Annotated in this window: 16 protein-coding genes; 14 read left to right on the forward strand and 2 right to left on the reverse strand. The window is 56.1% G+C overall.

Annotation, left to right across the window (positions count from 1 at the left end):
* Positions 1–51: 51 nt before the first annotated feature.
* Positions 52–3,591, reverse strand: a complete 3,540-nt coding sequence (gene dnaE, locus GYK42_RS23175) for a DNA polymerase III subunit alpha (protein ID WP_240943741.1) — start codon at positions 3,589–3,591, stop codon at positions 52–54.
* A gap of 138 nt (positions 3,592–3,729) precedes the next feature.
* On the opposite strand from dnaE, the gene GYK42_RS23180 reads away from it, so the two are divergent.
* The 14 genes from GYK42_RS23180 to GYK42_RS23245 all read left to right on the forward strand — a co-directional run bounded on the left by GYK42_RS23180 (position 3,730) and on the right by GYK42_RS23245 (position 19,939).
* Entirely contained in the window at positions 3,730–4,626 is an 897-nt protein-coding gene (locus GYK42_RS23180) for a sulfurtransferase (protein ID WP_166449385.1), read from the forward strand.
* A 438-nt stretch (positions 4,627–5,064) separates the two neighbouring features.
* Complete coding sequence (locus tag GYK42_RS23185) at positions 5,065–6,540, forward strand: flippase (RefSeq protein ID WP_166449386.1); 1,476 nt, start codon at positions 5,065–5,067, stop codon at positions 6,538–6,540.
* A complete protein-coding gene (locus tag GYK42_RS23190; RefSeq protein ID WP_166449387.1) occupies positions 6,521–7,732 on the forward strand; it encodes an O-antigen ligase family protein in 1,212 nt (403 codons plus the stop codon). Before GYK42_RS23185 ends, GYK42_RS23190 begins: the two co-directional genes overlap by 20 nt.
* Before the next feature lie 17 nt (positions 7,733–7,749).
* Positions 7,750–8,940, forward strand: a complete 1,191-nt coding sequence (locus GYK42_RS23195) for a glycosyltransferase family 2 protein (RefSeq protein WP_166449388.1) — start codon at positions 7,750–7,752, stop codon at positions 8,938–8,940.
* On the forward strand, positions 8,927–9,754 hold the full coding sequence (locus tag GYK42_RS23200; protein ID WP_205711517.1) for a 2OG-Fe(II) oxygenase: 828 nt from the start codon (positions 8,927–8,929) through the stop codon (positions 9,752–9,754). Before GYK42_RS23195 ends, GYK42_RS23200 begins: the two co-directional genes overlap by 14 nt.
* 51 nt (positions 9,755–9,805) lie before the next feature.
* Positions 9,806–10,777 (forward strand): glycosyltransferase, encoded by a 972-nt coding sequence (locus GYK42_RS23205; RefSeq protein ID WP_166449389.1) that lies wholly within the window; start codon positions 9,806–9,808, stop codon positions 10,775–10,777.
* On the forward strand, positions 10,774–12,009 hold the full coding sequence (locus GYK42_RS23210; protein ID WP_166449390.1) for a glycosyltransferase family 4 protein: 1,236 nt from the start codon (positions 10,774–10,776) through the stop codon (positions 12,007–12,009). The genes GYK42_RS23205 and GYK42_RS23210 overlap by 4 nt, the downstream gene beginning before the upstream one ends.
* A gap of 25 nt (positions 12,010–12,034) precedes the next feature.
* Positions 12,035–12,889, forward strand: a complete 855-nt coding sequence (locus GYK42_RS23215) for a dTDP-4-dehydrorhamnose reductase family protein (protein ID WP_166449391.1) — start codon at positions 12,035–12,037, stop codon at positions 12,887–12,889.
* Positions 12,890–12,902: 13 nt separating this feature from the next.
* Entirely contained in the window at positions 12,903–13,913 is a 1,011-nt protein-coding gene (locus GYK42_RS23220) for a polysaccharide biosynthesis protein (protein ID WP_166449392.1), read from the forward strand.
* Entirely contained in the window at positions 13,906–15,030 is a 1,125-nt protein-coding gene (gene wecB, locus GYK42_RS23225) for a non-hydrolyzing UDP-N-acetylglucosamine 2-epimerase (RefSeq protein WP_166449393.1), read from the forward strand. The genes GYK42_RS23220 and wecB overlap by 8 nt, the downstream gene beginning before the upstream one ends.
* Before the next feature lie 51 nt (positions 15,031–15,081).
* The gene (locus GYK42_RS23230) at positions 15,082–16,017 is read left to right on the forward strand and encodes a UDP-glucose 4-epimerase family protein (protein ID WP_166449394.1); all 936 of its coding nucleotides are present in this window, start codon (positions 15,082–15,084) and stop codon (positions 16,015–16,017) included.
* An 11-nt stretch (positions 16,018–16,028) separates the two neighbouring features.
* Positions 16,029–16,589 (forward strand): sugar transferase, encoded by a 561-nt coding sequence (locus tag GYK42_RS23235; RefSeq protein WP_166449395.1) that lies wholly within the window; start codon positions 16,029–16,031, stop codon positions 16,587–16,589.
* A 93-nt stretch (positions 16,590–16,682) separates the two neighbouring features.
* Positions 16,683–18,638, forward strand: a complete 1,956-nt coding sequence (locus GYK42_RS23240; RefSeq protein ID WP_166449396.1) for a polysaccharide biosynthesis protein — start codon at positions 16,683–16,685, stop codon at positions 18,636–18,638.
* 89 nt (positions 18,639–18,727) lie between these two features.
* Positions 18,728–19,939, forward strand: a complete 1,212-nt coding sequence (locus GYK42_RS23245) for a lipopolysaccharide biosynthesis protein (RefSeq protein ID WP_240943743.1) — start codon at positions 18,728–18,730, stop codon at positions 19,937–19,939.
* Positions 19,940–20,350: 411 nt separating this feature from the next.
* On the opposite strand, the gene GYK42_RS23250 is transcribed toward GYK42_RS23245, so the two are convergent.
* Positions 20,351–21,907 (reverse strand): DEAD/DEAH box helicase, encoded by a 1,557-nt coding sequence (locus GYK42_RS23250; RefSeq protein WP_166449398.1) that lies wholly within the window; start codon positions 21,905–21,907, stop codon positions 20,351–20,353.
* Positions 21,908–22,311: the final 404 nt, after the last annotated feature.

A 22,311-nucleotide genomic window follows, 5' to 3' on the forward strand; every position in this document is an offset into this window, starting at 1 on the left:
AAACCAGCATGTCTGCGGTTTGGCTTTGTTGTCTGCGCCGGGCGGTGCCGGTCAGTATTCGACCGCCACCTCTTGCGCGCCCAGCATCTGCTCCAGCGCCATCTGCAATTCATCCGATGGCGCCACTTTCCATTCATCCCCGAACTGCAGCACGCAACTGACGCCTTGCGGGCTGACCTTCGCGGCGATCGGCAGTCCGTCCGCAGCCCGGTGCGGCATGATCACGTCGCGGATGCGCTTGGCATCCAGGGTGGCCGGCAAGGTCAGGCCCAGCTGGCGGCCATATTGCACGCGCGCGGCGATGATGTCGAAGGCGCTCTCGGCCGTGATGCGCAAGCCGCCCGAAAACCGGTCTTCCGACACCTTGCCCACGACGGCCAGAAATTCATCTTCCTTGAAGATTTTCCGGTTGGCGTCGAACAATTCGCCATACACCGTCACCTCCACCGTGCCGCTCTTGTCGTCCAGGGTGACGATGAGGATCTTGCCGCGCTGCGTCATCTGCGTGCGCAAGCCCGTGATGACGCCGGCCATCATGCGCGGCTCGCGCGATGGCGACAATTCCGACAATTTCGTGCGCGCAAAACGGCGCGCCTCGGGCGCATACGAATCGAACAGGTGGCCGGACAAATAGAAACCCAGCGCGATCTTTTCTTCCGTCAGACGCTGTTTATCGGTCCACACGGGCACCTTGACGTACTCGGGCGGCGCCACCATGTCGCTGTCGTCGCCGCCAAACAGGCTCACCTGATTGGCCGCCTTGGCGGCCTGGTCAGCACATTCCATGGCGAACGCCACGGACGCGAGCAGGATGGCGCGGTCGACCTTCAGACAATCGAAGGCGCCGCTGCGTATCAGCGACTCGATAGTGCGGCGGTTGATCTGCTTCTTGTCCACGCGCTTGCAGAAATCGAACAGGCTCGTGAAGGGACCGCCCGCCTCGCGCGCGGCGATGATGGCTTCGATGGCGTTCTGGCCCGAGCCTTTCACGGCGCCCAGGCCATAGCGGATCTGCGTGACTTTCTTGCCGCTCACGGACGGCGGCGCGCCGCTCGGCATGAAGCGGTAATCGGACTCGTTGATATCCGGGGGCAACAAGGTCAGCTTGCAGATTTCCAGCGAGTCTTCCACCAGGATCTTGATCTTGTCCGTGTCGTCCATGGCCAGCGACAAGTTGGCGGCCATGAAGGCGGCCGTGTGGTGCGCTTTCAGGTAAGCCGTGTGGTACGACAGCAAAGCATAGGCGGCGGCGTGCGATTTGTTGAAACCGTAGCCGGCGAACTTTTCCATCAAGTCGAAGATCTCGTCGGCCTTTTCCGCCGTCAAGCCATCTTTCGCCGCACCGGCGCGGAAGATCTCGCGGTGCTCGGCCATCTCTTCGGCCTTCTTCTTACCCATGGCGCGGCGCAGCATGTCGGCGCCGCCCAGCGAGTAGCCGCCGACGATCTGCGCCATCTGCATCACCTGCTCCTGATACACCATGATGCCGTAGGTTTCGGACAGAATCGATTCCGTGCGCGGATCGGGATAATCGAAGCGTTCGCCGTGCTTGCGCTTGCAGAAATCGGGAATCAGGTCCATCGGGCCCGGACGGTACAATGCCACGAGCGCGATAATGTCTTCGAAACGGTCGGGACGCGCGTCTTTCAGCATGCCCTGCATGCCGCGCGACTCGAGCTGGAACACGGCCACGGTCTTGGCCTTGGTCAGCAAGTCGTACGACGGCTTGTCGTTCAGCGGCAAGGTCGCCAGGTCGAAATTGGCCTGCGCCGGATCGAGCTGCTTGATGTAGCGCACGGCGCGGTCAAGGATGGTCAGCGTGGTCAAACCCAAAAAGTCGAACTTCACGAGGCCGACGGCCTCCACGTCATCCTTGTCGTACTGCGACACGACGCCGGAATCGCCGCCCTGCGTGTACAGCGGGCAGAAATCCGTCAGCTTGCCGGGAGCGATCAGCACGCCCCCCGCGTGCATGCCGATATTGCGCGTGATGCCTTCGACCTGCTGCGCCAGGTCCAGCAGCTGCTTGACCTCTTCCTCGTTTTCCAGTCGCTCCTTGAGCAGCGGCTCTTCCTCGATGGCGTCGGCGATCGACACGGGTTTGCCCGGCTTGAACGGGATCAGCTTGGAGATGCCGTCGCAGAAGTTGTAGCCGAAATCCATCACGCGGCCCACGTCGCGAATCGCGCCCTTGGCCGCCATGGTACCGAAGGTGGCGATCTGCGAGACGGCCTCCTTGCCATACAAATCCTTGACGTGCTGAATGACGCGGTCGCGCCCTTCCTGGCAAAAGTCGATATCGAAGTCGGGCATCGAGACGCGTTCTGGGTTCAAAAAGCGCTCGAACAGCAGGTTGTACTGCAATGGGTCCAGGTCGGTAATGAGCAGCGAGTACGCCACCAGCGAACCGGCACCCGAGCCGCGGCCCGGGCCGACGGGCACGCCGTTTTCCTTGGCCCACTGGATAAACTCGGCCACGATGAGGAAGTAGCCGGGGAATTTCATGTTGCAAATCGTGTCCGTCTCGAATTTCAGGCGCGATTCGTAGCGCGGACGCTCCTTTTCACGACGCTCGGGATCGGGATACAGCTGCAACAAACGCTTTTCCAGGCCTGCCTGCGATTCGGCGACGAGGAACTGGTCGATCGTCATGCCGGGCGGCGTGGGGAAGTTCGGCAGTTGCGGCTTGCCCAAGGTCAAGGTCAAATTGCAGCGCTTGGCGATTTCCACGGAATTGGCCAGCGCGGCCGGCAAGTCGGCAAACAGTTCCGCCATGTCCGCCTGCGACAGGAAGCGCTGGCTGTCATTGAAGCGCTTGACGCGCTTGGCGTTGGCCAGCATTTCGCCTTCGGCGATACAGGTGCGGGCTTCGTGGGCAATAAATTCTTCAGGGGAAATGAATTGCACGGGATGCGTGGCGACGACAGGCAGGCCCAGCTTGGCCGCCAGGGCCACCGCATGGCGCACCTGCGCTTCCTGGTTGGCCTGGCCACCACGCTGGATTTCGATATAGAAATGCCCGGGGAAAATCTCGGCCCAGCGCTGCGCGTTGCGCTCGGCCAGGGCCAGGTTGCCATTCTCGATGGCGGTACCGACATCGCCGAAATGCGCGCCGGACAGCACGATCAAGCCATTCGCCGCGCTTTCGCCCGGGTACAAGTCGTAGGTATTCGTCGCCAGCGCCTGCAGCCACTCGATGCGCAGCTCGGCGCGCCCCTTGTACTGGTTGGTCAGCCAGGCCGTCGACAGCAGTTCGCACAGTTGCAGATAGCCCATGCGGTTTTTCGCCAGCAACAGCAGGCGCGACGGTTTTTCGCGATTGTCGTCATTCGTGATCCACACGTCGACGCCGACGATGGGCTTGATGCCCTTGCCGCGCGCTTCCTTGTAGAACTTGACCATGCCAAACAGGTTCGACAGGTCGGTGACGGCCAGCGCCACCTGCTTGTCCTTTGCCGCCGCCTTGACCACGTCGTCGATGCGCACGAGGCCATCGACGATCGAGTACTCCGAGTGCACGCGCAAATGGACGAAAGCAGGACCGGGCTGCATCGCTTGCTGTGAACCTGCCGGAGCGCCGGCCTCTTGCATTACCATTTCCATCTGTGTGTACCGTTTCGTGCAAAATTCAATGGGGTCTATTCTACCGCGTCGCGCGTGCGGACCGGGTATCCTGCCTGGCCTGTCGGGCTTATAATATCGGCTGTTCAGTCTAAGCCGATCGCCATCATGCAAGCCATCACCCCAGCAACACCCGCCGTTTCCGCCGCCGTCAGCCCGCCCGCCGCCACGTTTGTCAATATCGCCGCGTATAAATTCATCACGCTCGACGATACGGAAGCCATGCGTCCCTTGTATCAGGAGCAATGTCTGGCGCTGGAGCTGAAGGGCACGATCCTGCTGACGCCGGAAGGCATCAATATGTTCCTGTCGGGCACGCGCGAGCATATCGACAGCTTCCTCGCCTGGGTGCGCAGCGATGAGCGCCTGGCCGATCTGGAATGGAAGGAAAGCTTGTCGAACGAGCAATCGCACAAGCGCATGCTGGTCAAGCTGAAAAAAGAAATCATCACCATGCGCATGCCGCTGATCAAGCCGGAACTGGGCCGCGCCCCGTCCGTCGATGCGCATACGCTCAAGCGCTGGCTCGATGCCGGCGTCGACGACGCGGGCAAACCCGTGGTCATGATGGAAACGCGCAACGCCTTTGAAGTGGACGTGGGCACGTTCAACAATACGCTTGATTATCGTATCGACAAGTTCACGGAATTCCCGGCTGTTGCCGCCGCCCACAAGGAGGAACTGGAAGGCAAGACCGTCGTCACCTTCTGCACGGGCGGCATCCGCTGCGAAAAGGCCGCCATCCACATGAAGGAAATCGGCTACGACAGCGTGTACCAGCTCGACGGCGGCATCCTGAAGTATTTCGAAGAAGTCGGCGGCGAGCACTACACGGGCGACTGCTTCGTCTTCGACTACCGCACGGCCCTGAACCCGAAACTGGAACCGACGGAAACCGTGCAGTGTTTCGTCTGCCGCGCCGTCGTCACCCCGCGCCAGCAACTGGCGCCGGAATATGTGTATGAGGTGTCTTGCCCGCATTGCTACGGCAAGCACGCAACCTAGGCTACATTCCCTGCGGTGCGGTCCAAGCTGACACCGGCCGTTCCACTCGCCATATGCAGCGGGCAAGCCGCTGCCCGGTGGACGCACCGTCCATGACGGATGGCATGCGCACAGCAAGCAATAATAAATTCCGACAAGAAAGCTATTTAAAAAAACAAGATAATAAAAAATGCCTTACAAATGATTACAATTTACGGGGCAAAATAGGCTCCGCCTTGGGATAAGAATTTGCCCAATTGCCGTAATAAATATATCATCACCTGTTTCGATCGACACTCGACCTCTGGCTGGTGGCCTCGCGTTTTATTCTTTCCTCCGATTTAGTCGCTCAGCCCTATTCGCGGCCTCTATTTTTTTGACGTGAATTATTGCTTTTATGAAATAATTTACCCGCACTGAAATCTGCGCTACCCACATCGGATTAATTGCCATATTTGCATGATTATCAAAAACACCGCTTATAATTTATTAGGATTGGGCTTGCCGCTATTGGTTGCGGTTGCTTCAATGCCGGTGCTGATACACAGCTTGGGGGATGCGCGTTTTGGTGTGTTGACACTAATCTGGGCGGTAGTCAGCTATTTCGGCTTGTTCGATCTGGGCTTGGGACGGGCGCTCACGCAACAGCTATCGGTATTAATCGCGGAAGAACGCCATGCGGATATTGCGCCCATGGTCTTTACCAGTCTGCTGATGATGACCGGTCTTGGCTTGCTTGCATCGGCCTTGCTATGGTTCGGTGCAGAGTTTGGCGCGCACAGCATTTCGCATGCTGGAGACAACGGGGAAATCGTTGGTTCAATTCGGGTGATGGCCATCGCCATGCCCTTCATCATACTGACCACAGGCCTGCGTGGTATACTCGAAGCCAAATCGGCCTTTGGCGTGATCAATCTGATTCGCCTGCCCATGGGCATATTCACCTTCCTGGGTCCACTGGCCATCGTACTTTGGTACAAGAATGATCTGGTTGCCGTGACTGCCATGCTCACCGCTGGCAGGATCATCGCCTGTCTCGTGCATGCTTATTTCGCTGCACGCAGCCTGCCTGGTATGCTCAGCAGCAAGCATTTCAATGCCGGATTCATGAAACCCCTGCTGATATCCGGCGGCTGGATGACCGTTACCAATATCATCAGCCCCCTGATGTCTTATTTGGACCGTTTCCTGATCAGCACAACGATTTCTGCGGCGGCGGTGGCTTATTACGTAACGCCCAATGAAATGATCACCAAGATCTGGATCATTCCCGGTGCCTTGACGGCGGTGCTGTTCCCTGCATTTTCCAGCCATATCGGCGGTGGCCGCGGCCATGAACTGGTGGAACTGTATCGGCGCAGCGTGCTGTATTTGTTGCTGGCTATCACGCCAATGACGCTGATCATCGCCTTTGCCAGCCAGAACATTCTTACGCTGTGGGTGGGCGCTGCCTTTTCGGAGCAAAGTACGACCCTGCTGCGCATCTTTTCTTATGGCGTCCTGATCAGTAGCATCACGCAAATTCCATTTTCCTTGCTCCAAGGCGCAGGCAAGGCAGCCTTGACGGCCAAGGTGCACGTCGTCGAGTTTCCCGTGTACTGCTTGTTGCTCTGGCTGGGGTGTAGCTATTACGGCCTGGAAGGTGCGGCGCTGGTGTGGCTTCTGAGAATCTGCGTCGACGCCTGGCTCATGTTCTATTTCTCCTTTGATATCCTGGAAATAAAATTCAAGGAAGTATTGGGCGGCAAATTTATCGTGTTAATGGCATTAATCACACTTTCCTTCCTGCTCTCGCTTAATCCACTGGCGACATTCAAGGCATGGGAATTTGCGGCATGCTTCGGGATCATTGCTGCCTATACGTGGTTCAATTTCTTAAACGGAATTGAACGCCTGTTTTTTAAAAGAAAAGTCTATGCAATTTTCGGTAAATAATAGCAGCCGGGTGTGGATGGACAGGGTAACCAGAATGCTGGTGCCGCTGTATTATGGCGTGCTCTTTTTCGTCTTTGTTGGCGAATTCAAGATCTACATTGGCGCCAGTTCTGTCAGCCTGCCGATCAGTTTTGCGCTGATCGGCCTGATCTTCATGGTCAGGCTGCTGCGGGAAGACCTGATCCTCACGCGCAATGCCCTCATACTGTGCGCTATCGCCGCGCTGGGCATCCTGACGACCTTGCTTCGAGATCCGGGACAACTCCAGCGGGCCGTGGCTGCGGTAATACCGCTGGTCGTCTCGGCCATGGCGCTGGTTAGCCTGCGCGCATGGCCAGTCGACTTGGACAAGGCACGGCAGGCCATTCTGTATGGTGGCATTGTCCTGGCATTATGGACCTACCTGGGATTCATTCAATCCTTTGGCGTCAATGGCGATTACTACGACAAGAAATTGATGGTCGAAACGCTGCTTGGACGCTCCAACTATTTGGCAGCCTTTCTCTTTTTCCTGGCCGCCACGTTTTTTTATCAAAACAAGTACTTGTTCCTGTTCTTCGTCGGCGCTATTCTGGCGACCATGTCCAGAGGTGGCATCCTGATTATCAGCCTGTTCATTCTGTACATTTTCTGGACAGACAAGAAGTACGCGCACATCAAATATTTCACGGTTTTTTTATCCATCCTGTTCGTCCTGTACCTGTTTTTTGAATATGGCTACAGCCTGTTTATGCTGTTACACGATAATGAATACAAGATCCCGGATTCGTTCAATAACCGCATCATTCTGTGGGAATTTTCAGCCGATTTGATTGCCAAGTCGCCGTGGCTAGGCGTTGGACCGAATGGCTTCCGCTCCGCGATTGAGGCGGCCGGCAACATGGAGGATGTATGGGGGGCACATAATTCCATATTACTGCTCTGGTTGAATTACGGCATAATTGGCTTGCTGCTGTATTTGAAATACCTGCACAATATTTACCGCGAAATAAGCAAGGCGGCACGAAATACGCCGATTTTCCAATCGATCAAGGTTGCATTTTTATTCCTGCTGTTATTTTCATTGTTTGAACCGTTGATTGGGTCCGTATCATTCGAATTGTTATTAGTTATGTTGTACATTACGGCCAAGAATATTAACCGCCAGGACCATACTGGCGCCAGCCTGCCGCGGACTACCGCGCCTGTCTAACTTTTGTGAGTTTGCTTATGCCAATTTTATCCGTAGTAATTGCGACCCACAATCGCAGTGCGTATGCCGTGCATGCCGCAAAAAGTGTCTTGAGCATCAACTCGCCCTTAATCGAACTTGTCATGCATGACACCAGCACCGATGGCAAGTTGCAAAATGAGATCGTGCCGCTGTTGGCCGATGCGCGCCTGCACTACCAGCATTGCGCCACGCGCCTGTCGATGACAGAGAACCACAATCAGGCGCTGGCCATGGCCAGCGGCGACTATGTCTGCCTGGTCGGCGACGACGATACCGTTGCCGCGGAGATTCTAGACGCCGTGCAATGGGCGATCGAGCACAAGGTGGATGCCATCTCACCCAAGGTGGTAGCGAACTACGCCTGGCCGGACTTCCTGTCGAAAACTTTTGGCCGGGGCCACTCCAGCCGCCTGTACATCAACGATTTCTCGTCGCGCATCTCCCGCGCCGATTGCGCCAAGGGCTTGCAGGCCTCCCTGCAAATGGCATGCCAAGGGGCCGATGGTTTGCCCAAGATTTATCACGGCATCGTCAAGCGCACCGTCATGGAACAAGTCAAGGAAAAGACGGGCGCCTATTTCCACGGTGTCAGCCCGGACGTATCAGGCGCGCTCGGCATCGCCGCGACCACACCATCTTTTGCGGAAATCGATTATCCACTGACCATCCCTGGTGCCGCCGGCAACAGCAACACCGGACGCAGCGCCATGAATGCCCATCGCGGCAATCTGGAAGACGATCCCCACATCAAGCCCTACAAGAATCTGGTGTGGCCACCGCTGATTCCACGCTTTTTCAGCGTAGAAACCGTCTGGGGTCAGGCCGCTTATGAAACCCTAAGCAAACTGGATGCTACTCAACTGGATCGTTTCAACTTCATCCATTTGTACGCGATCTGCCTGGTCAGCCATCCGGATTACTACAAGGAAATTTTCAAGGCAGCGATGGCGTACAAGCAGCAATATGACAAGAGTGCCGCTATCACCGTGACGAGCGTGCTGCTGGGCGCTGCGCGCATCGCAGTGGCCAAAATCATCCGCCTGGGCAAGCGCGCCACCCGGCCAAGCGCAGCTGGCGGACGGTTCTTCATCCCGGACATTCCCAACATTCATGCGGCAAGTGACGCCTTGAAGGCTTTCTTGGGTAAAAAATCGGCATCATTTAAAGGTAAAAATGAAAATATCTAAAAACGAAATCGTCGAATTGATTGTGGCGCGCCTGCAAACGGAAAAAGCACGCGCCGCCGACATGTTTGCAGCCAGCGCTGGCAAAGTCGGTGTGCGTCATTGCTATATCGAGAATATGCTTCCCGAGGCACTGGCCATGGAAATCTACCACGCCTTCCCCAAGCTGGAGCAGATGCGCCTGATGTCGAGTTTTCGTGAGAAAAAATTCACTTCCAAGCATTTTGATCAGTTTAATCCGATTCTCAAGGATATTACCTTCGCGATGCAGGATGTCGCCGTGGTCAGCATTATCGAGGAGATTACCGGCATCACGCAGCAGATTCCCGATCCTACCTTGTATGCGGGCGGCTTGAGCATGATGGGCGAGGGGCATTTTCTTAACCCCCACATCGATAACTCGCACGAGGCGACACGCCAGTTTTATCGCACGCTGAACCTGCTGTTCTATGTCACGCCGGATTGGGAACTGGGCAATGGCGGCAACTTGGAATTGTGGGAACCATCCGTGCGCAAGAACGAGACCATCCATAGCAAATTCAACCGTCTGGTGCTGATGGAAACAACACCAAGCTCGTGGCATTCGGTCAGCCCGGTCCAGGTCGATCGCCTGCGCTGCTGCGTTTCGAACTATTACTTTTCGCCCGTGTCTCCAACTGGCGAGCAGTACTTCAACGTCACGTCATTCAGCGCCCGCCCCGAGCAAACGGCACGCAGGGCACTGGCATGGGCGGACAACAAGCTGCGCCAAGGCGTGCGGGCGCTCGTGCCTGGTGGTGTGGGCCCGAAAGACGTCTACAAGGCGGGAGGCAAATAAGTGGGTCGTCTATTGCTACATGCGCCGAACGTTCACGTGGGTGGCGGACTGGTGCTGCTCAAGGAATTGCTTGCGGCCCAGGATGGCGCCACGTTATGGGCCAATCTCGACCACAGGGCCAGGGAAATCCTGGACTTGCCGTCAGGAACGGAAAGTTACTTTGTCAAGGCCTCGCCAGTAGACCGCCTCAAGGCCGAACTGCGCCTGCAACGCGCGGCACGCGCCGATGACGTCATTCTGTGCTTCCATGGCATGCCGCCGCTGCTGCCGCTGGCTGGCCACGTCGTGGTATTCCAGCAAAATCGGAACCACTTTGGCCTCACGCCCCTTTCCGAATTTTCCGGCAAGACAAAAATACGGGTAGCGTTCGAACGCATCATTTGCCGCGCCTTCAAGGGCAATGTCGATGAGTATGTCGTCCAGACCCCTTCCATGCGCTCAGCGCTGATAACCTGGCACGGCGCCAAGCCCCCGGTGCGCGTCATCCCATTCATTGGGGCCATGGCAAGCGCATCGCATGATCAGGCCAGCGTGCGCGACGGCTTTGATTTTGTCTACGTGGCCGATGGCGAGGCGCACAAGAATCACCGCCGCCTGCTGGCCGCCTGGATTCTGCTGGCCGAGCAAAACATCTTTCCGTCTCTGGCACTTACCCTGCCTCCGCATTGCACTGCGCTCCGCGCGGAGTTCGACAGTGCAACTGTCCAGTATGGCTTGCGCATTCAGCAACTAGGTATGTTGCCACATGCCAATATACTGGCTCTATATCGCCATGCCAAGGCGCTGGTTTTCCCCTCAATGACGGAATCGTTTGGATTACCCCTGCTTGAAGCCAGCTGGGCCAACCTGCCCATCGTTGCATCAGAACTAGATTATGTGCGCGATGTGTGCGTACCGGCCGACACCTTTGATCCAACTTCGCCAGTGTCAATCGCCCGGGCCATCCGCCGCTTCCTCGGCGTGGCGGAACCCGTTGCCCGTATCGGTTCGGCATCGGATTTTCTTGCGGAGCTGCGCTCTTGAACTTGCTCGTGGTGAGCCAGTACTTCTGGCCTGAAAATTTCCGCATCAATGACCTGGTACGTTCGCTCGTCAAGCAAGACGTCCATGTTGACGTCTTGACGGGCCAGCCAAATTATCCTGATGGCAAGGTTTTCTCCGGTTATACCGCCACCGGCCTTGGCGCGCAGGACTGGCATGGCGCTACCGTGCATCGCGTGCCGCTAATGCCGCGTGGACGGGGTTCCGCCCTCGGACTGATCGGTAATTATCTGTCCTTTGTCCTGAGCGGAATCCTGTTGGCGCCATTCGCCCTGCGACGCAAGCGCGTCGACGTGATTTTTGTGTATGCGATTTCGCCGATCCTGCAAGTCATTCCGGCTATTTTCCTGAAGTGGATCAAGGGCGCAAAACTGGTCATCTGGGTACAAGATCTATGGCCCGAAAGCCTGGAAGCGACCGGTTTTGTTCGCAACCGCAAACTGCTCAAGCTGGTAGAAATACTGGTGCGCTGGATCTATCGCCACGCCGATCTGATCCTCGTGCAATCGGAAGCGTTCGTCGCGCCCGTCGCGGCGCTGGCCGAGCACGGCAAAATATCCTATTATCCAAACTCAGCCGATAATGTCTTCTTTCAGGATACCCAGCACCAGCAGCCCAGCGCTGTGGCGGGTTTGCGCGACGGCTTTTCCATCGTCTTCGCCGGCAACCTGGGGACCGCCCAGTCCGTCGAAACCATCATTGCCGCCGCAGCACTATTGCAAAACCAGCCACATATCCGTCTGGTATTAGTAGGCGATGGCAGCCGCGCCGATTGGCTGAGGGCAGAAATCGCCCGTTTAAAACTGCAGAATGTCATCATGGCGGGACAGCATCCTCTCGATGCCATGCCGGCCATCCTGCGGCAGGCTGGCGCCCTGCTGGTGTCCCTGCGCGATGAACCTATCTTTCGCCAGACAGTACCCAGCAAGCTACAGGCTTATCTGGCCATGGGCCGTCCCATCATCGCGTGTCTGAACGGCGAAGGGGCACGCATCGTCACGCAGGCACAGGCCGGTATCGCCTGTACAGCAGACAATGCCGCAGCGCTGGCAGCGGCCATACTGGAAATGTCACGCCTCGGTGAAGCAGAACGCGAACAGCTTGGCCAGAATGGCTTGACGTACTTCAAACAGCACTATGACAGCGCCATGCTGACCCAAAACCTGATCACGCATTTTGACAATCTGTTGACGGGCAATAAGGACAACAAATAATAAATCGACGAGAAAAGGATAGTTTATGAAAATTTTAGTTTTGGGTGTGTCCGGCATGCTGGGCAATGCCGTCTTTAGATATTGCTCCGAAGATAGCCAACACGATGTTGTTGGCTCGGCCCGCAGTGATGGCGTACGCCGCAACTTTTCCACGGAGTTGGCACAACGCATCGTCGTCGGTACGGATGTCGACAATCAAGATTCCCTGGCGTTGCTGTTCGCCCGGGTCAAGCCGGATGTCGTCATTAACTGTGTCGGCCTGATCAAGCAACTGGCCGATGCCAACGATCCCCTGCAGGCCATTCCCATCAATTCTCTGCTGCCGCACCGCCTGGCCCGCCTGTGCGACATCGCCGGCGCGCGCCTGATCCATGTCAGTACCGACTGCGTCTTCTCTGGCAGCAAGGGCAATTACTTGGAATCGGATGCTTCGGACGCCAAGGACCTGTACGGACGCTCGAAATTTCTGGGGGAGGTCGACTATCCGCACTGCATCACCCTGCGCACCTCGATCATCGGCCACGAGCTGAACAGCGCAAAAAGCCTGGTCGGCTGGTTCCTCGCGCAGCAAGGCACTGTCAAGGGCTATACGAAAGCGGTTTTCTCGGGCTTGCCGACGATCGAACTGGCACACGTGATACGCGATATCGTCTTGCCGCAACCCACATTGCACGGCCTGTACCATGTGGCCGCCGAGCCGATCAACAAATTTGACCTGCTCACCCTGGTTGCGCAAGCCTATAAGAAACAGATTGATATTGTTGCTGATGAGCAATTAACAATCGATAGATCGCTGAATGCGGAACGCTTCCGCGCCGCCACTGGCTACGTGGCACCGGCATGGCCGGAACTCATCCAGAAAATGGCTAATTTTAAGTAATAAGGAGTAATGAATGTTTAAAGATAAAGTACTGATGATTACGGGTGGTACGGGCTCCTTCGGCAATGCCGTATTGAAGCGTTTCCTCTCCACCGACGTAGCGGAAATCCGGATTTTCAGCCGGGATGAAAAAAAACAGGAAGACATGCGCATTGCGCTGAACAATCCGAAACTGAAGTTTTATATCGGCGATATCCGTAATTACGACAGTATCAATGAAGCAATGAAAGGCGTGAACTATGTTTTCCACGCTGCTGCGCTGAAACAAGTACCGTCATGCGAGTTTTATCCCATGGAAGCGGTACGCACGAATGTGCTGGGTACCGAAAACGTCCTGAACGCCGCAGTCGCCAACAATGTCCAGCGTCTGGTTGTGTTGAGCACGGACAAGGCCGTCTATCCCATCAATGCCATGGGCATTTCCAAGGCCATGATGGAAAAACTCATGGTCGCCAAGTCACGCATGCGCACGGCAGGCGAAACGGTCATCTGCGCAACCCGCTATGGCAATGTTATGGCTTCGCGCGGTTCCGTGATTCCGCTGTTTATTCAACAATTGAAAGATGGCAAGTCAATTACCATTACCGATCCCAACATGACACGCTTCCTGATGTCGCTGGATGATTCGGTCGACCTCGTTCTGCATGCCTTTGAACACGGCAAGCAAGGCGATATCTTCATTCAAAAAGCGCCTGCATCGACTGTCGGCGATCTTGCCGCCGCCTTGAAAGAACTGTTCGTCAAGGACAATGAAGTACGCGTGATCGGTACCCGCCACGGCGAAAAACTGTACGAATCGCTGGTCTCGCGCGAGGAAATGGCCAAAGCAGAAGATATGGGCCGGTACTACCGCGTTCCTGCCGACAATCGCGACCTGAACTATGACAAGTACTTTGTCGAGGGCGAGACCAAGATTTCTGAAATCGATGACTACACCTCGCACAATACGGAACGCCTGACGGTCGAACAAGTCAAGGATATCCTGTTGAAACTGGAATTCGTAAAAGAGCAACTCGATGCGTAAAATCATGACCATCATCGGTACCCGCCCGGAACTCATCAAGATGAGCCGGGTGATTGCCGAACTGGAAAAACACAGCCAGCATATCCTGGTGCATACCGGCCAGAATTACGACTATGAATTGAATCAGGTCTTCTTCGACGATCTGGAAATTCGTAAGCCGGACTATTTCCTTGATGCCGCAGGCACCAACGCGATCGACACGATCGCCCAGGTACTGGTCAAGGCAGATGCCGTATTCGAAAAAGAAAAACCGGATGCGCTGCTACTGTATGGCGACACCAATTCCTGTCTCGCCATCATTGCGGCCAAACGCCGCAAGATTCCAGTTTTCCATATGGAAGCGGGCAACCGCTGCTTTGACCAGCGTGTGCCGGAAGAGCTGAACCGCAAGGTAGTCGACCATTTGGCCGACATTAATATGGTACTGACGGAACATGCGCGGCGCTATCTGCTGGCCGAAGGCGTGCGGCCTGAAACCATCATCAAGACGGGTTCCCATATGCGCGAAGTACTCGATTTTTACATGCCGAAAATCGAACGCTCGGACGTCCTGGCGCGCCAACAGCTGACCAAGAACAAGTTTTTCCTGGTCAGTGCGCATCGCGAGGAAAATGTCGACTCGCCGAACGCGCTGCGCGACTTGCTGCGCACACTGGAAGCCTTGGCAGCAAAATATGACTTCCCTGTGCTCGTTTCGACGCATCCGCGCACCATGAAGCGCCTGCAGGAGATCGGCATTGATCATCTCGACAAGCGCATCGTCTTTTCCAAGCCGTTTGGCTTTGTCGACTACATCAAATTGCAAATGGCAGCGTTCTGCGTGCTGTCGGACAGTGGCACGATTACCGAAGAAACCTCGCTATTGAATTTATCGGCCATCACCATTCGCAATACACACGAACGGCCAGAAGGAATGGATGCCGGTACGTTGATCATGTGCGGCTTGAAAACGGAACGCGTACTCGAAGCAGTCGATATTATTACATCGCAACATAACGAAAAAACCGCGCCTGTACTGGCTGTGGCGGATTATGAAAATCCGTTTGTTTCAAAACAGGTTAGCCGGATAGTCAGCAGCTATATTGATTACATTAATACCACTGTCTGGTCAAAATAGTTCCACAAAGCACATTTTGGCTTACGCAATAGGAAAAGCATTTCAGAAAAGATGACGAAGATTCTAGTAACAGGAGCCAACGGTTTTGTCGGCAGTGGATTGTGCGCCGCCTTGGCCGAACGCGGTATAAACTATGTTGCGGCAGTGCGTAAAAGCAATGGGGCCGGCCAGGTTACCGTTGGTTCGCTGTCGGCAAACACGGACTGGACACAGGCCCTCGCCGGCTGCGACACCGTGATCCATACGGCGGCGCGCGTGCATGTCATGCAAGACACGTCCGACGATCCGCTAACAGAGTTTCGTTTGGTGAATGTGGAGGCGACGCTCAATTTGGCCAGGCAAGCGGCGAATGCAGGTGTTCGGCGTTTCGTTTTTGTCAGTAGCATCAAAGTCAACGGCGAAGAAACCACCGATACCCCGTTCCGCGCATCGGATACCCCAGCGCCACGCGATCCTTACGGACAGTCCAAGCTGGAGGCAGAGAATGTCCTTTTCGCACTGTCTCGGGAAACCGGCTTGGAGGTAACGGTGGTACGTCCGCCATTGGTGTATGGCCTTGGGGTACGTGCCAACTTCCACAGTCTGATGAAACTGGTGGCCAAAGGCGTACCGATGCCGCTGGGATCCATTCACAACCGCCGCAGCATGGTGGCGCTGGATAATCTGGTGGACTTGCTCATTGCCTGCACCACGCATCCGGCCGCAGCAGGACGAGTATTCCTGGTATCCGATAACCGCGACGTAGGCATCACTGAACTGCTGCGCATGCTCGCGACCGCCATGGGCCGGCGCAACGTGTTGCTGCCCGTGCCCGCCAGATGGATTGCCATCGCAGCCCGGCTGCTCGGCAAGTCTGCCGCGGCAGACAGACTACTGGGTTCCTTGCAAGTGGATATCACATCCACGTGTCAAACGCTGTCCTGGCAACCTGTAATCAGCATGGAAAAGGCACTTGCCAAGACCGCCGCTCCATTTCGTCACACATGAATCGGATCTGAATGAAAAAAATATTTGACTTCCTACTGGCCTGCCTCGCGCTATGCATATTGTTATTGCCAATCACGATCGTGGCCATTCTGGTGAAACTTACTTCCACGGGTCCCGTGGTGTACTGGTCCGATCGGGTAGGCCGTAACAACCGCATCTTCCGTATGCCGAAATTCCGTACCATGCGCGTCGGTACGCCGGCCGTCGCGACGCATTTATTGCCAGATCCAAAAAGTGTCCTGACGCCGATCGGTTCATTCCTACGCAAATCAAGTCTGGATGAATTGCCCCAGTTATGGAGCATTCTTTGCGGCGACATGAGTTTTGTCGGTCCGCGCCCCGCCCTGTTCAATCAGCAGGACCTGATTGCCTTGCGCACTCAGTATGGCGTCGAAAAAATTTCGCCAGGATTGACAGGCTGGGCCCAGATAAATGGCCGTGATGAATTACCTATTCCAGATAAAGTAAGGCTTGACGTGGAATATTTGCAGAAGCGATCATTTATACTTGACATTAAAATTATATTTTTGACGTTCATCAAAGTAATACGCAAGGATAATGTAACACATTGATTCAGGAAGTCTTGCCTCGGCCATGCCAGAGTAATATAGCGTGGCCTTATTGCGTGTAGCGTTCGCAAGATTACCCATAATAAGAAAACAAAAATGAAATCTTTCCTTGATCTTTCGCGTTTCCATAAACAAATCATCGCCGCGACGACGGATTTGTTCATGTTGCCCCTCCTTTTTGCTGTTGCCATATTGCTGCGTTACGACGTCGTCGATATTGTGATCCTGAAACAATACTCTTGGCTCATCTTGCTAGTACCGGTGATTTCGCTGCCCGTGTTTGTGCGCCTGGGCCTGTATCGGGCGGTCATCCGGTTCATCGACCAAAAAATTGTCTATGTAGTAATACTTGGCGTGACCATTTCGGTAGCCATTCTGGTGGCCATCGCCGCGTTTGCCATTCACATGAGCGGCCTGTCACGCGGCGTGTTCGGCATCTATTGGGTCAGCGCCATCATGTACATGGTCGCAAGCCGCTTTGTCGCGCGAGGCTTCCTGCTGCACGCCAATGGGGAGCGGGCGCCGGTACGGGTTGCCATCTATGGCGCCGGCAAGGCAGGCACCCAGCTGGCCAGCGCCCTGCGCGCAGGCCACGACTATCTGCCGGTAGCATTCATAGACGATAAAAAAGAGCTGAAGGGCGCCACCATTGCAGGCATTAAGGTCTACCCTTCAGCAGAACTGGGAGAACTGATAGCCAAGAGCAGTATCATGGAAGTGCTGCTGGCCATGCCATCGCTATCCAAAAGCCAGCAGAAACACATCCTGGACAAGCTGGAAGTCCACAAGGTCAAGATCAAGGTAACGCCTCCAGTTGGCAGCCTGGTGACGGGCGAGTTGCGGGTTCAGGATGTGCGCGACATTGAAATTGAAGACTTGCTGGGACGCGACCAGGTCGCCCCCAACCGCGAACTACTGGCGAAATGCATCACCGGGAAGGCAGTGATGGTGACTGGTGCAGGTGGTTCCATCGGCTCCGAGCTATGCCGCCAGATCATCGGCCAACGCCCTAGCCGGCTGATCCTGCTCGACATGTCAGAATTCGCCCTGTACACCATCAAGCAGGAATTGAAGAGCATGATAAGCGCGCAAAACCTGCAAATCGAATTGCTGCCATTCCTCGGTTCCGTGCTCGATACAGAGAAGTGCACCAGGATCATGCACACCTTTGCCATCGATACGCTGTACCATGCGGCGGCCTACAAGCACGTTCCCCTCGTAGAGCACAACCCGGTCGAAGGTGTCAGCAACAACGTCTTCGGCACGCTCAGTATCGCAAAGGCAGCCATGGCCGCTGGCGTAGGCTGTTTTGTGCTCATTTCCACCGACAAGGCGGTTCGACCTACGAATGTCATGGGAGCAACCAAGCGCCTGGCCGAGCTGATCCTGCAAGGTTTTGCACGCGAACAAGACCACACGCGGTTCTGCATGGTGCGGTTCGGCAATGTCCTGGGATCTTCCGGCTCGGTCGTGCCCCTGTTCCGCAAGCAGATCATGCTGGGCGGCCCGATCACCCTGACCCATCCGGAAATCACCCGCTACTTCATGACAATCCCCGAAGCGGCACAGCTGGTCTTGCAGACAGGCGCAATGGGAGAAGGCGGCGACGTCTTTGTCTTGGATATGGGCGAGCCGGTGAAAATTCTGGATCTGGCCAAGCGCATGGTCCACCTGAGCGGCCTGGCGGTGCGCAGTCCAGCCTCGCCTGAAGGTATTGAGATCGAACACGTGGGCTTGCGGCCTGGGGAAAAATTGTATGAGGAGTTGCTGATCGGCGAAAAAGTCGAAGGCACGGAGCATCCTCTCATCATGCGCGCCCAGGAGTCGCTGATCCCATGGCAGGAACTGGAACCACTGTTATCCGAGCTGCAAAAAGCATGTGTGGGATTCAAATATGAGGAAGTCCGTAGCTTGCTGTTGCGTACGGTGAACGAATATACCCCCCAGTGCGGCATTGAAGACCTCATCTGGCTGGAACATGAAAAACATGCTTCGCAAGCGCACAACAAGGCGATACGTGCTGGTTCCCCCGCCGGAGAATATCTGCAGTAGTATCCAGCCGGCGTACGGCAGGAAAACATGTTTTAAACCAGCTACAACGATTCATACTCACACTTATGGAAGAACAGGCCAAATTCAATATGCAACAAATCAAAGATAATGAAGATGTCGCTTCCTTGACGGAACTGCTTGGAACGGCATGGCAGGCGCGCTGGCGCATCATTCTGGCGACCTCATTGATCGTCATTGCCAGCGTCTCGTGCGCTCTGTATATGGCCCAGTACAAGAGCGAAGGTTTTTTCCAGTTTGGCGGCGCAATTCCCCTGCCAGCCGAGAAAAAACTGGATGCCAGGGAAAAAGATCCCGCCAGCGGTATCGCACTGGCAGACTACAAGCGTTACGCGGCAGCCTTTGGCACCGCCGAGCGCTATGCTGACTTCATCAAATATAACCAGCTGAATGACGCACCGGGCGCGGACCAGCTGCGCAAAATCTTTATCGTGCGCGATGGCATCGACAAGGTTGTCGAGCCGGTTTACCCGTTTTCCAAGCTTGACGCCAAGGAACTTGAACAACCGCGCGATGGCAGCAATACCAATGTGATTGGCCTACGTCTCAGTTTTGAGTCCGACAGCCCGCAAAAGGCACAGCGCACGGTTGGCTTGCTAGGCCGCTTCGTCATGGACAGCATCATATACCTGAGCTATGAAGATTCACTGCGTGTCAAGACTGCCGAGATGAATGCCAAGATCACCAAACTCGACAATTACATCATCGATAGCAATCAATCGCTGGAAGAATATCAACGCAAGGGAGAAAGCCTGAAACAGATCGTCTCCCGCTATCCCGACTCGTCACAGAATGCGCGCCAGCTGGTTACCGTGACGGAAGACAATGCCCGCTACTTGTCGCCCATCACGCAGTTGACGACCAGCGAAGTGCGGATCATCGAGCTCAAGGAAATCATTATCAAGGCTAAGCGCGAACGCCAGCAGGCAGTATTGCTGCGAGACTACTACGACAAGGCCAGGGCTTTCATGAATCAGACACGCTCCGGTGAAGTCATCGTGCGCGGCCTGGAAGCGGTCAAGGACGCAGCGTTCAAGAACAAAGATTTGAATGATGACACGATCAAGGAAGTCTACAACACCATCTCGATAGAAAACCAGAGCGCGCTAAGCCTGTACCTGGAAAAGAGCCGCTTCATTGCCGGCCCAAGCTTGCCTGAGCGGCGTTCGTCGCGCCTGTCGTCCGTCATCCTGACGAGTGCCCTGCTTGGATTGCTGTTTTCCGTCATTCTGGTATTCGGCAGCAAATGGTGGCGCGAGAACCGCCAGAAACTGAATTCCTGACCACATCGTTGCCTGACCACTCCATCCCTTCAGGAAACGACGCCCGATGCACCGCATCGGGCGTTTTGCATACAGGCCGCTCACTCTTGTATTGCCGACTTCGCCATACCATAGCCGCTCGCTTGCGATGCTACCCGTCCAAAAACGCGATCAGCGCTGTACTGCGCACCCATTTGCGCCTGCGTATACCTCCTCTCGCCCTTTTTCTACCTGCTCGATCACGCCCAATTTAAAAGCCTGGCTGTAATCGCGCTGACTGCCTCGAAACCCTTATTCCATCGAACATTCCTTCACTGTAGCGAAAAAGTGTCAACTTATTCCAGGATGGGTCAATCGCAAAAAAAAGCCTGAAACAGAATTTCAGGCTTTTTTACATCAAGCAACGAGAAAAGAAATATTGGTATCGGCCTTTTACGGCTTCAGCAATCCACCCAACAACGCCGCCACCTTCTGCTTCGGCTTGGCCGCCGCAGGCGCCATGCTGGCGGCAGCGGGGGCAGCCGCCTTGGCAGGCTCATAGGGCTTCAGGAACCAGGGATCGGCCTTTTCGCGGCGGGCGCCGGGACCGAAGGCGGGACGCGCACCGCGCTCGGCGGAGCGGCTGTCGCGGCTCTCGCCAGCATGACGGCTCTCGGGCGCGCGCGCGGGACGCGCCTCGCCGCCTTCGCTGCGGCGCGGCGGACGGCGCTCGCTGTCGCTGCTGCGGGCGGGAGCCGGGTTAAAGCCCGTCAATTCGCCGCGCTTGATGCTTTGCTTGATGAGTTTCTCGATATCGGCCAGCAAGCGCTCGTCCTTGTCCGAGTAGATCGAAATGGCGTCGCCCGAGGCGCCCGCGCGGCCCGTGCGGCCGATGCGGTGCACATAGTCTTCCGCGTTGTAAGGCAAGTCGAAGTTGATGACGCAAGGCAAGTCAGAAATATCCAGGCCGCGCGCCGCTACGTCGGTAGCGACCAGCACATCGATTTCGCCCTTCTTGAACGCTTCCAGCGCCGCCATGCGTTCCTGCTGGCTCTTGTCGCCGTGAATCGCGGTGGCGCTCATGCCTTCCTGCTCCAGCACGCGGGCCAGGCGCGAGGCACCGATCTTGGTATTTGAGAATACGATGACCTGCTTCAGGTCGCGCTGGCGCAGCAGATGGGCTACCAGGGCATGCTTCTGGTCTTCCGTCACCTTGTAGACCACTTGCGTGACCTTGTCGGCCGTCTGGTTGCTGCGCGCCACTTCGATCGTCAGCGGATCGTTGAGGAAGGTCGCGGCCAGTTTCTTGATTTCTGGCGAGAACGTCGCCGAGAACATCAGGTTCTGGCGCTGCTTCGGCAGCAAATTGATGATGCGTTGCAAGTCCGGCAGGAAGCCCATGTCCAGCATGCGGTCCGCTTCGTCCATGACCAGCATCTGCACCTGGCTCAGGCTGATGTTCTTTTGCTCGATATGGTCGAGCAAGCGGCCCGGCGTGGCGATGACGATTTCCACGCCGCCGCGCAGGATGACGGTTTGCGGCTTCATGTCCATGCCGCCGAAGACGACGGTCGAACGCAGCGGAGTGTGCTTGGCATAGGCCTTGACGTTTTCCGCCACCTGCACCGCCAGCTCACGCGTCGGCGTCAGGATCAGCGCGCGCACCGGGTGGCGTGCCGGCGACATGCTGCTGCTGGCATGCGCCATCAGCAACTGGATGATCGGCAAGGAAAAACCGGCCGTCTTGCCGGTACCCGTTTGCGCGGCACCCATCACATCGCGGCCTTGCAGCACCACGGGGATCGCTTGTTCCTGGATCGGTGTCGGATGGGTGTAACCCTGGTCGGTCAGTGCGCGCTGGATTTCAGGCGCGAGGCCGAAGTCGGCAAAAGTCAAGCTGGGAGCAGCGGATGCGGCAGGTGCAGGTGCAGGTGCAGGTGCAGCGGCGACGGGCGCCGCTTCAGGGGCAATCGCCGGGCTGGGCGTAGGAGTCGATTCGGTTTCAGACATAAATTTTCTGGTGTGCCTCCGCACTGCGGAAGCCATGCTTTCTCAATAAACAACATTTCGGGGCACAGACAGCTCCGTCTTGCAAGCCATGGATCATTGTTCTTGCGGCACCTCTGTGCTCCGGGACATGCTGGATGGCGTATGCGGGAGCGTCGAAGAGATGTGCGGCAATGGCGGCGGAGATCGCGCCGGCGGAACATCGCGCGCAGAAGATACAATATCAGTGCTGTAAACGATACCCTAATTCACCGCAACTGTACACGGAAACCGTGATTTTTGAGCAAAAAGCGTTCCAGCAATGACGCGCCGGGATGCCGTATCATGCCAGCTCCTATGCCAGCTCCTATGCCAGCTCCTATGCCTGCTCCGATGCCAGCTTTACCGTCCCCTGCCCTCATCATGCC

The sequence above is a fragment of the Janthinobacterium lividum genome (genome assembly GCF_011601275.1).
GTDB lineage: Bacteria > Pseudomonadota > Gammaproteobacteria > Burkholderiales > Burkholderiaceae_D > Janthinobacterium > Janthinobacterium lividum_E.

Coding starts and splice junctions, on each gene's coding strand:
- dnaE (WP_240943741.1), bottom strand. CDS start 3,591: ATGCAAGAGGCCGGCGCTCCGGCAGGTTCACAGCAAGCGATGCAGCCC.
- GYK42_RS23180 (WP_166449385.1), top strand. CDS start 3,730: ATGCAAGCCATCACCCCAGCAACACCCGCCGTTTCCGCCGCCGTCAGC.
- GYK42_RS23185 (WP_166449386.1), top strand. CDS start 5,065: ATGATTATCAAAAACACCGCTTATAATTTATTAGGATTGGGCTTGCCG.
- GYK42_RS23190 (WP_166449387.1), top strand. CDS start 6,521: ATGCAATTTTCGGTAAATAATAGCAGCCGGGTGTGGATGGACAGGGTA.
- GYK42_RS23195 (WP_166449388.1), top strand. CDS start 7,750: ATGCCAATTTTATCCGTAGTAATTGCGACCCACAATCGCAGTGCGTAT.
- GYK42_RS23200 (WP_205711517.1), top strand. CDS start 8,927: ATGAAAATATCTAAAAACGAAATCGTCGAATTGATTGTGGCGCGCCTG.
- GYK42_RS23215 (WP_166449391.1), top strand. CDS start 12,035: ATGAAAATTTTAGTTTTGGGTGTGTCCGGCATGCTGGGCAATGCCGTC.
- GYK42_RS23220 (WP_166449392.1), top strand. CDS start 12,903: ATGTTTAAAGATAAAGTACTGATGATTACGGGTGGTACGGGCTCCTTC.
- wecB (WP_166449393.1), top strand. CDS start 13,906: ATGCGTAAAATCATGACCATCATCGGTACCCGCCCGGAACTCATCAAG.
- GYK42_RS23230 (WP_166449394.1), top strand. CDS start 15,082: ATGACGAAGATTCTAGTAACAGGAGCCAACGGTTTTGTCGGCAGTGGA.
- GYK42_RS23235 (WP_166449395.1), top strand. CDS start 16,029: ATGAAAAAAATATTTGACTTCCTACTGGCCTGCCTCGCGCTATGCATA.
- GYK42_RS23240 (WP_166449396.1), top strand. CDS start 16,683: ATGAAATCTTTCCTTGATCTTTCGCGTTTCCATAAACAAATCATCGCC.
- GYK42_RS23245 (WP_240943743.1), top strand. CDS start 18,728: ATGCAACAAATCAAAGATAATGAAGATGTCGCTTCCTTGACGGAACTG.
- GYK42_RS23250 (WP_166449398.1), bottom strand. CDS start 21,907: ATGTCTGAAACCGAATCGACTCCTACGCCCAGCCCGGCGATTGCCCCT.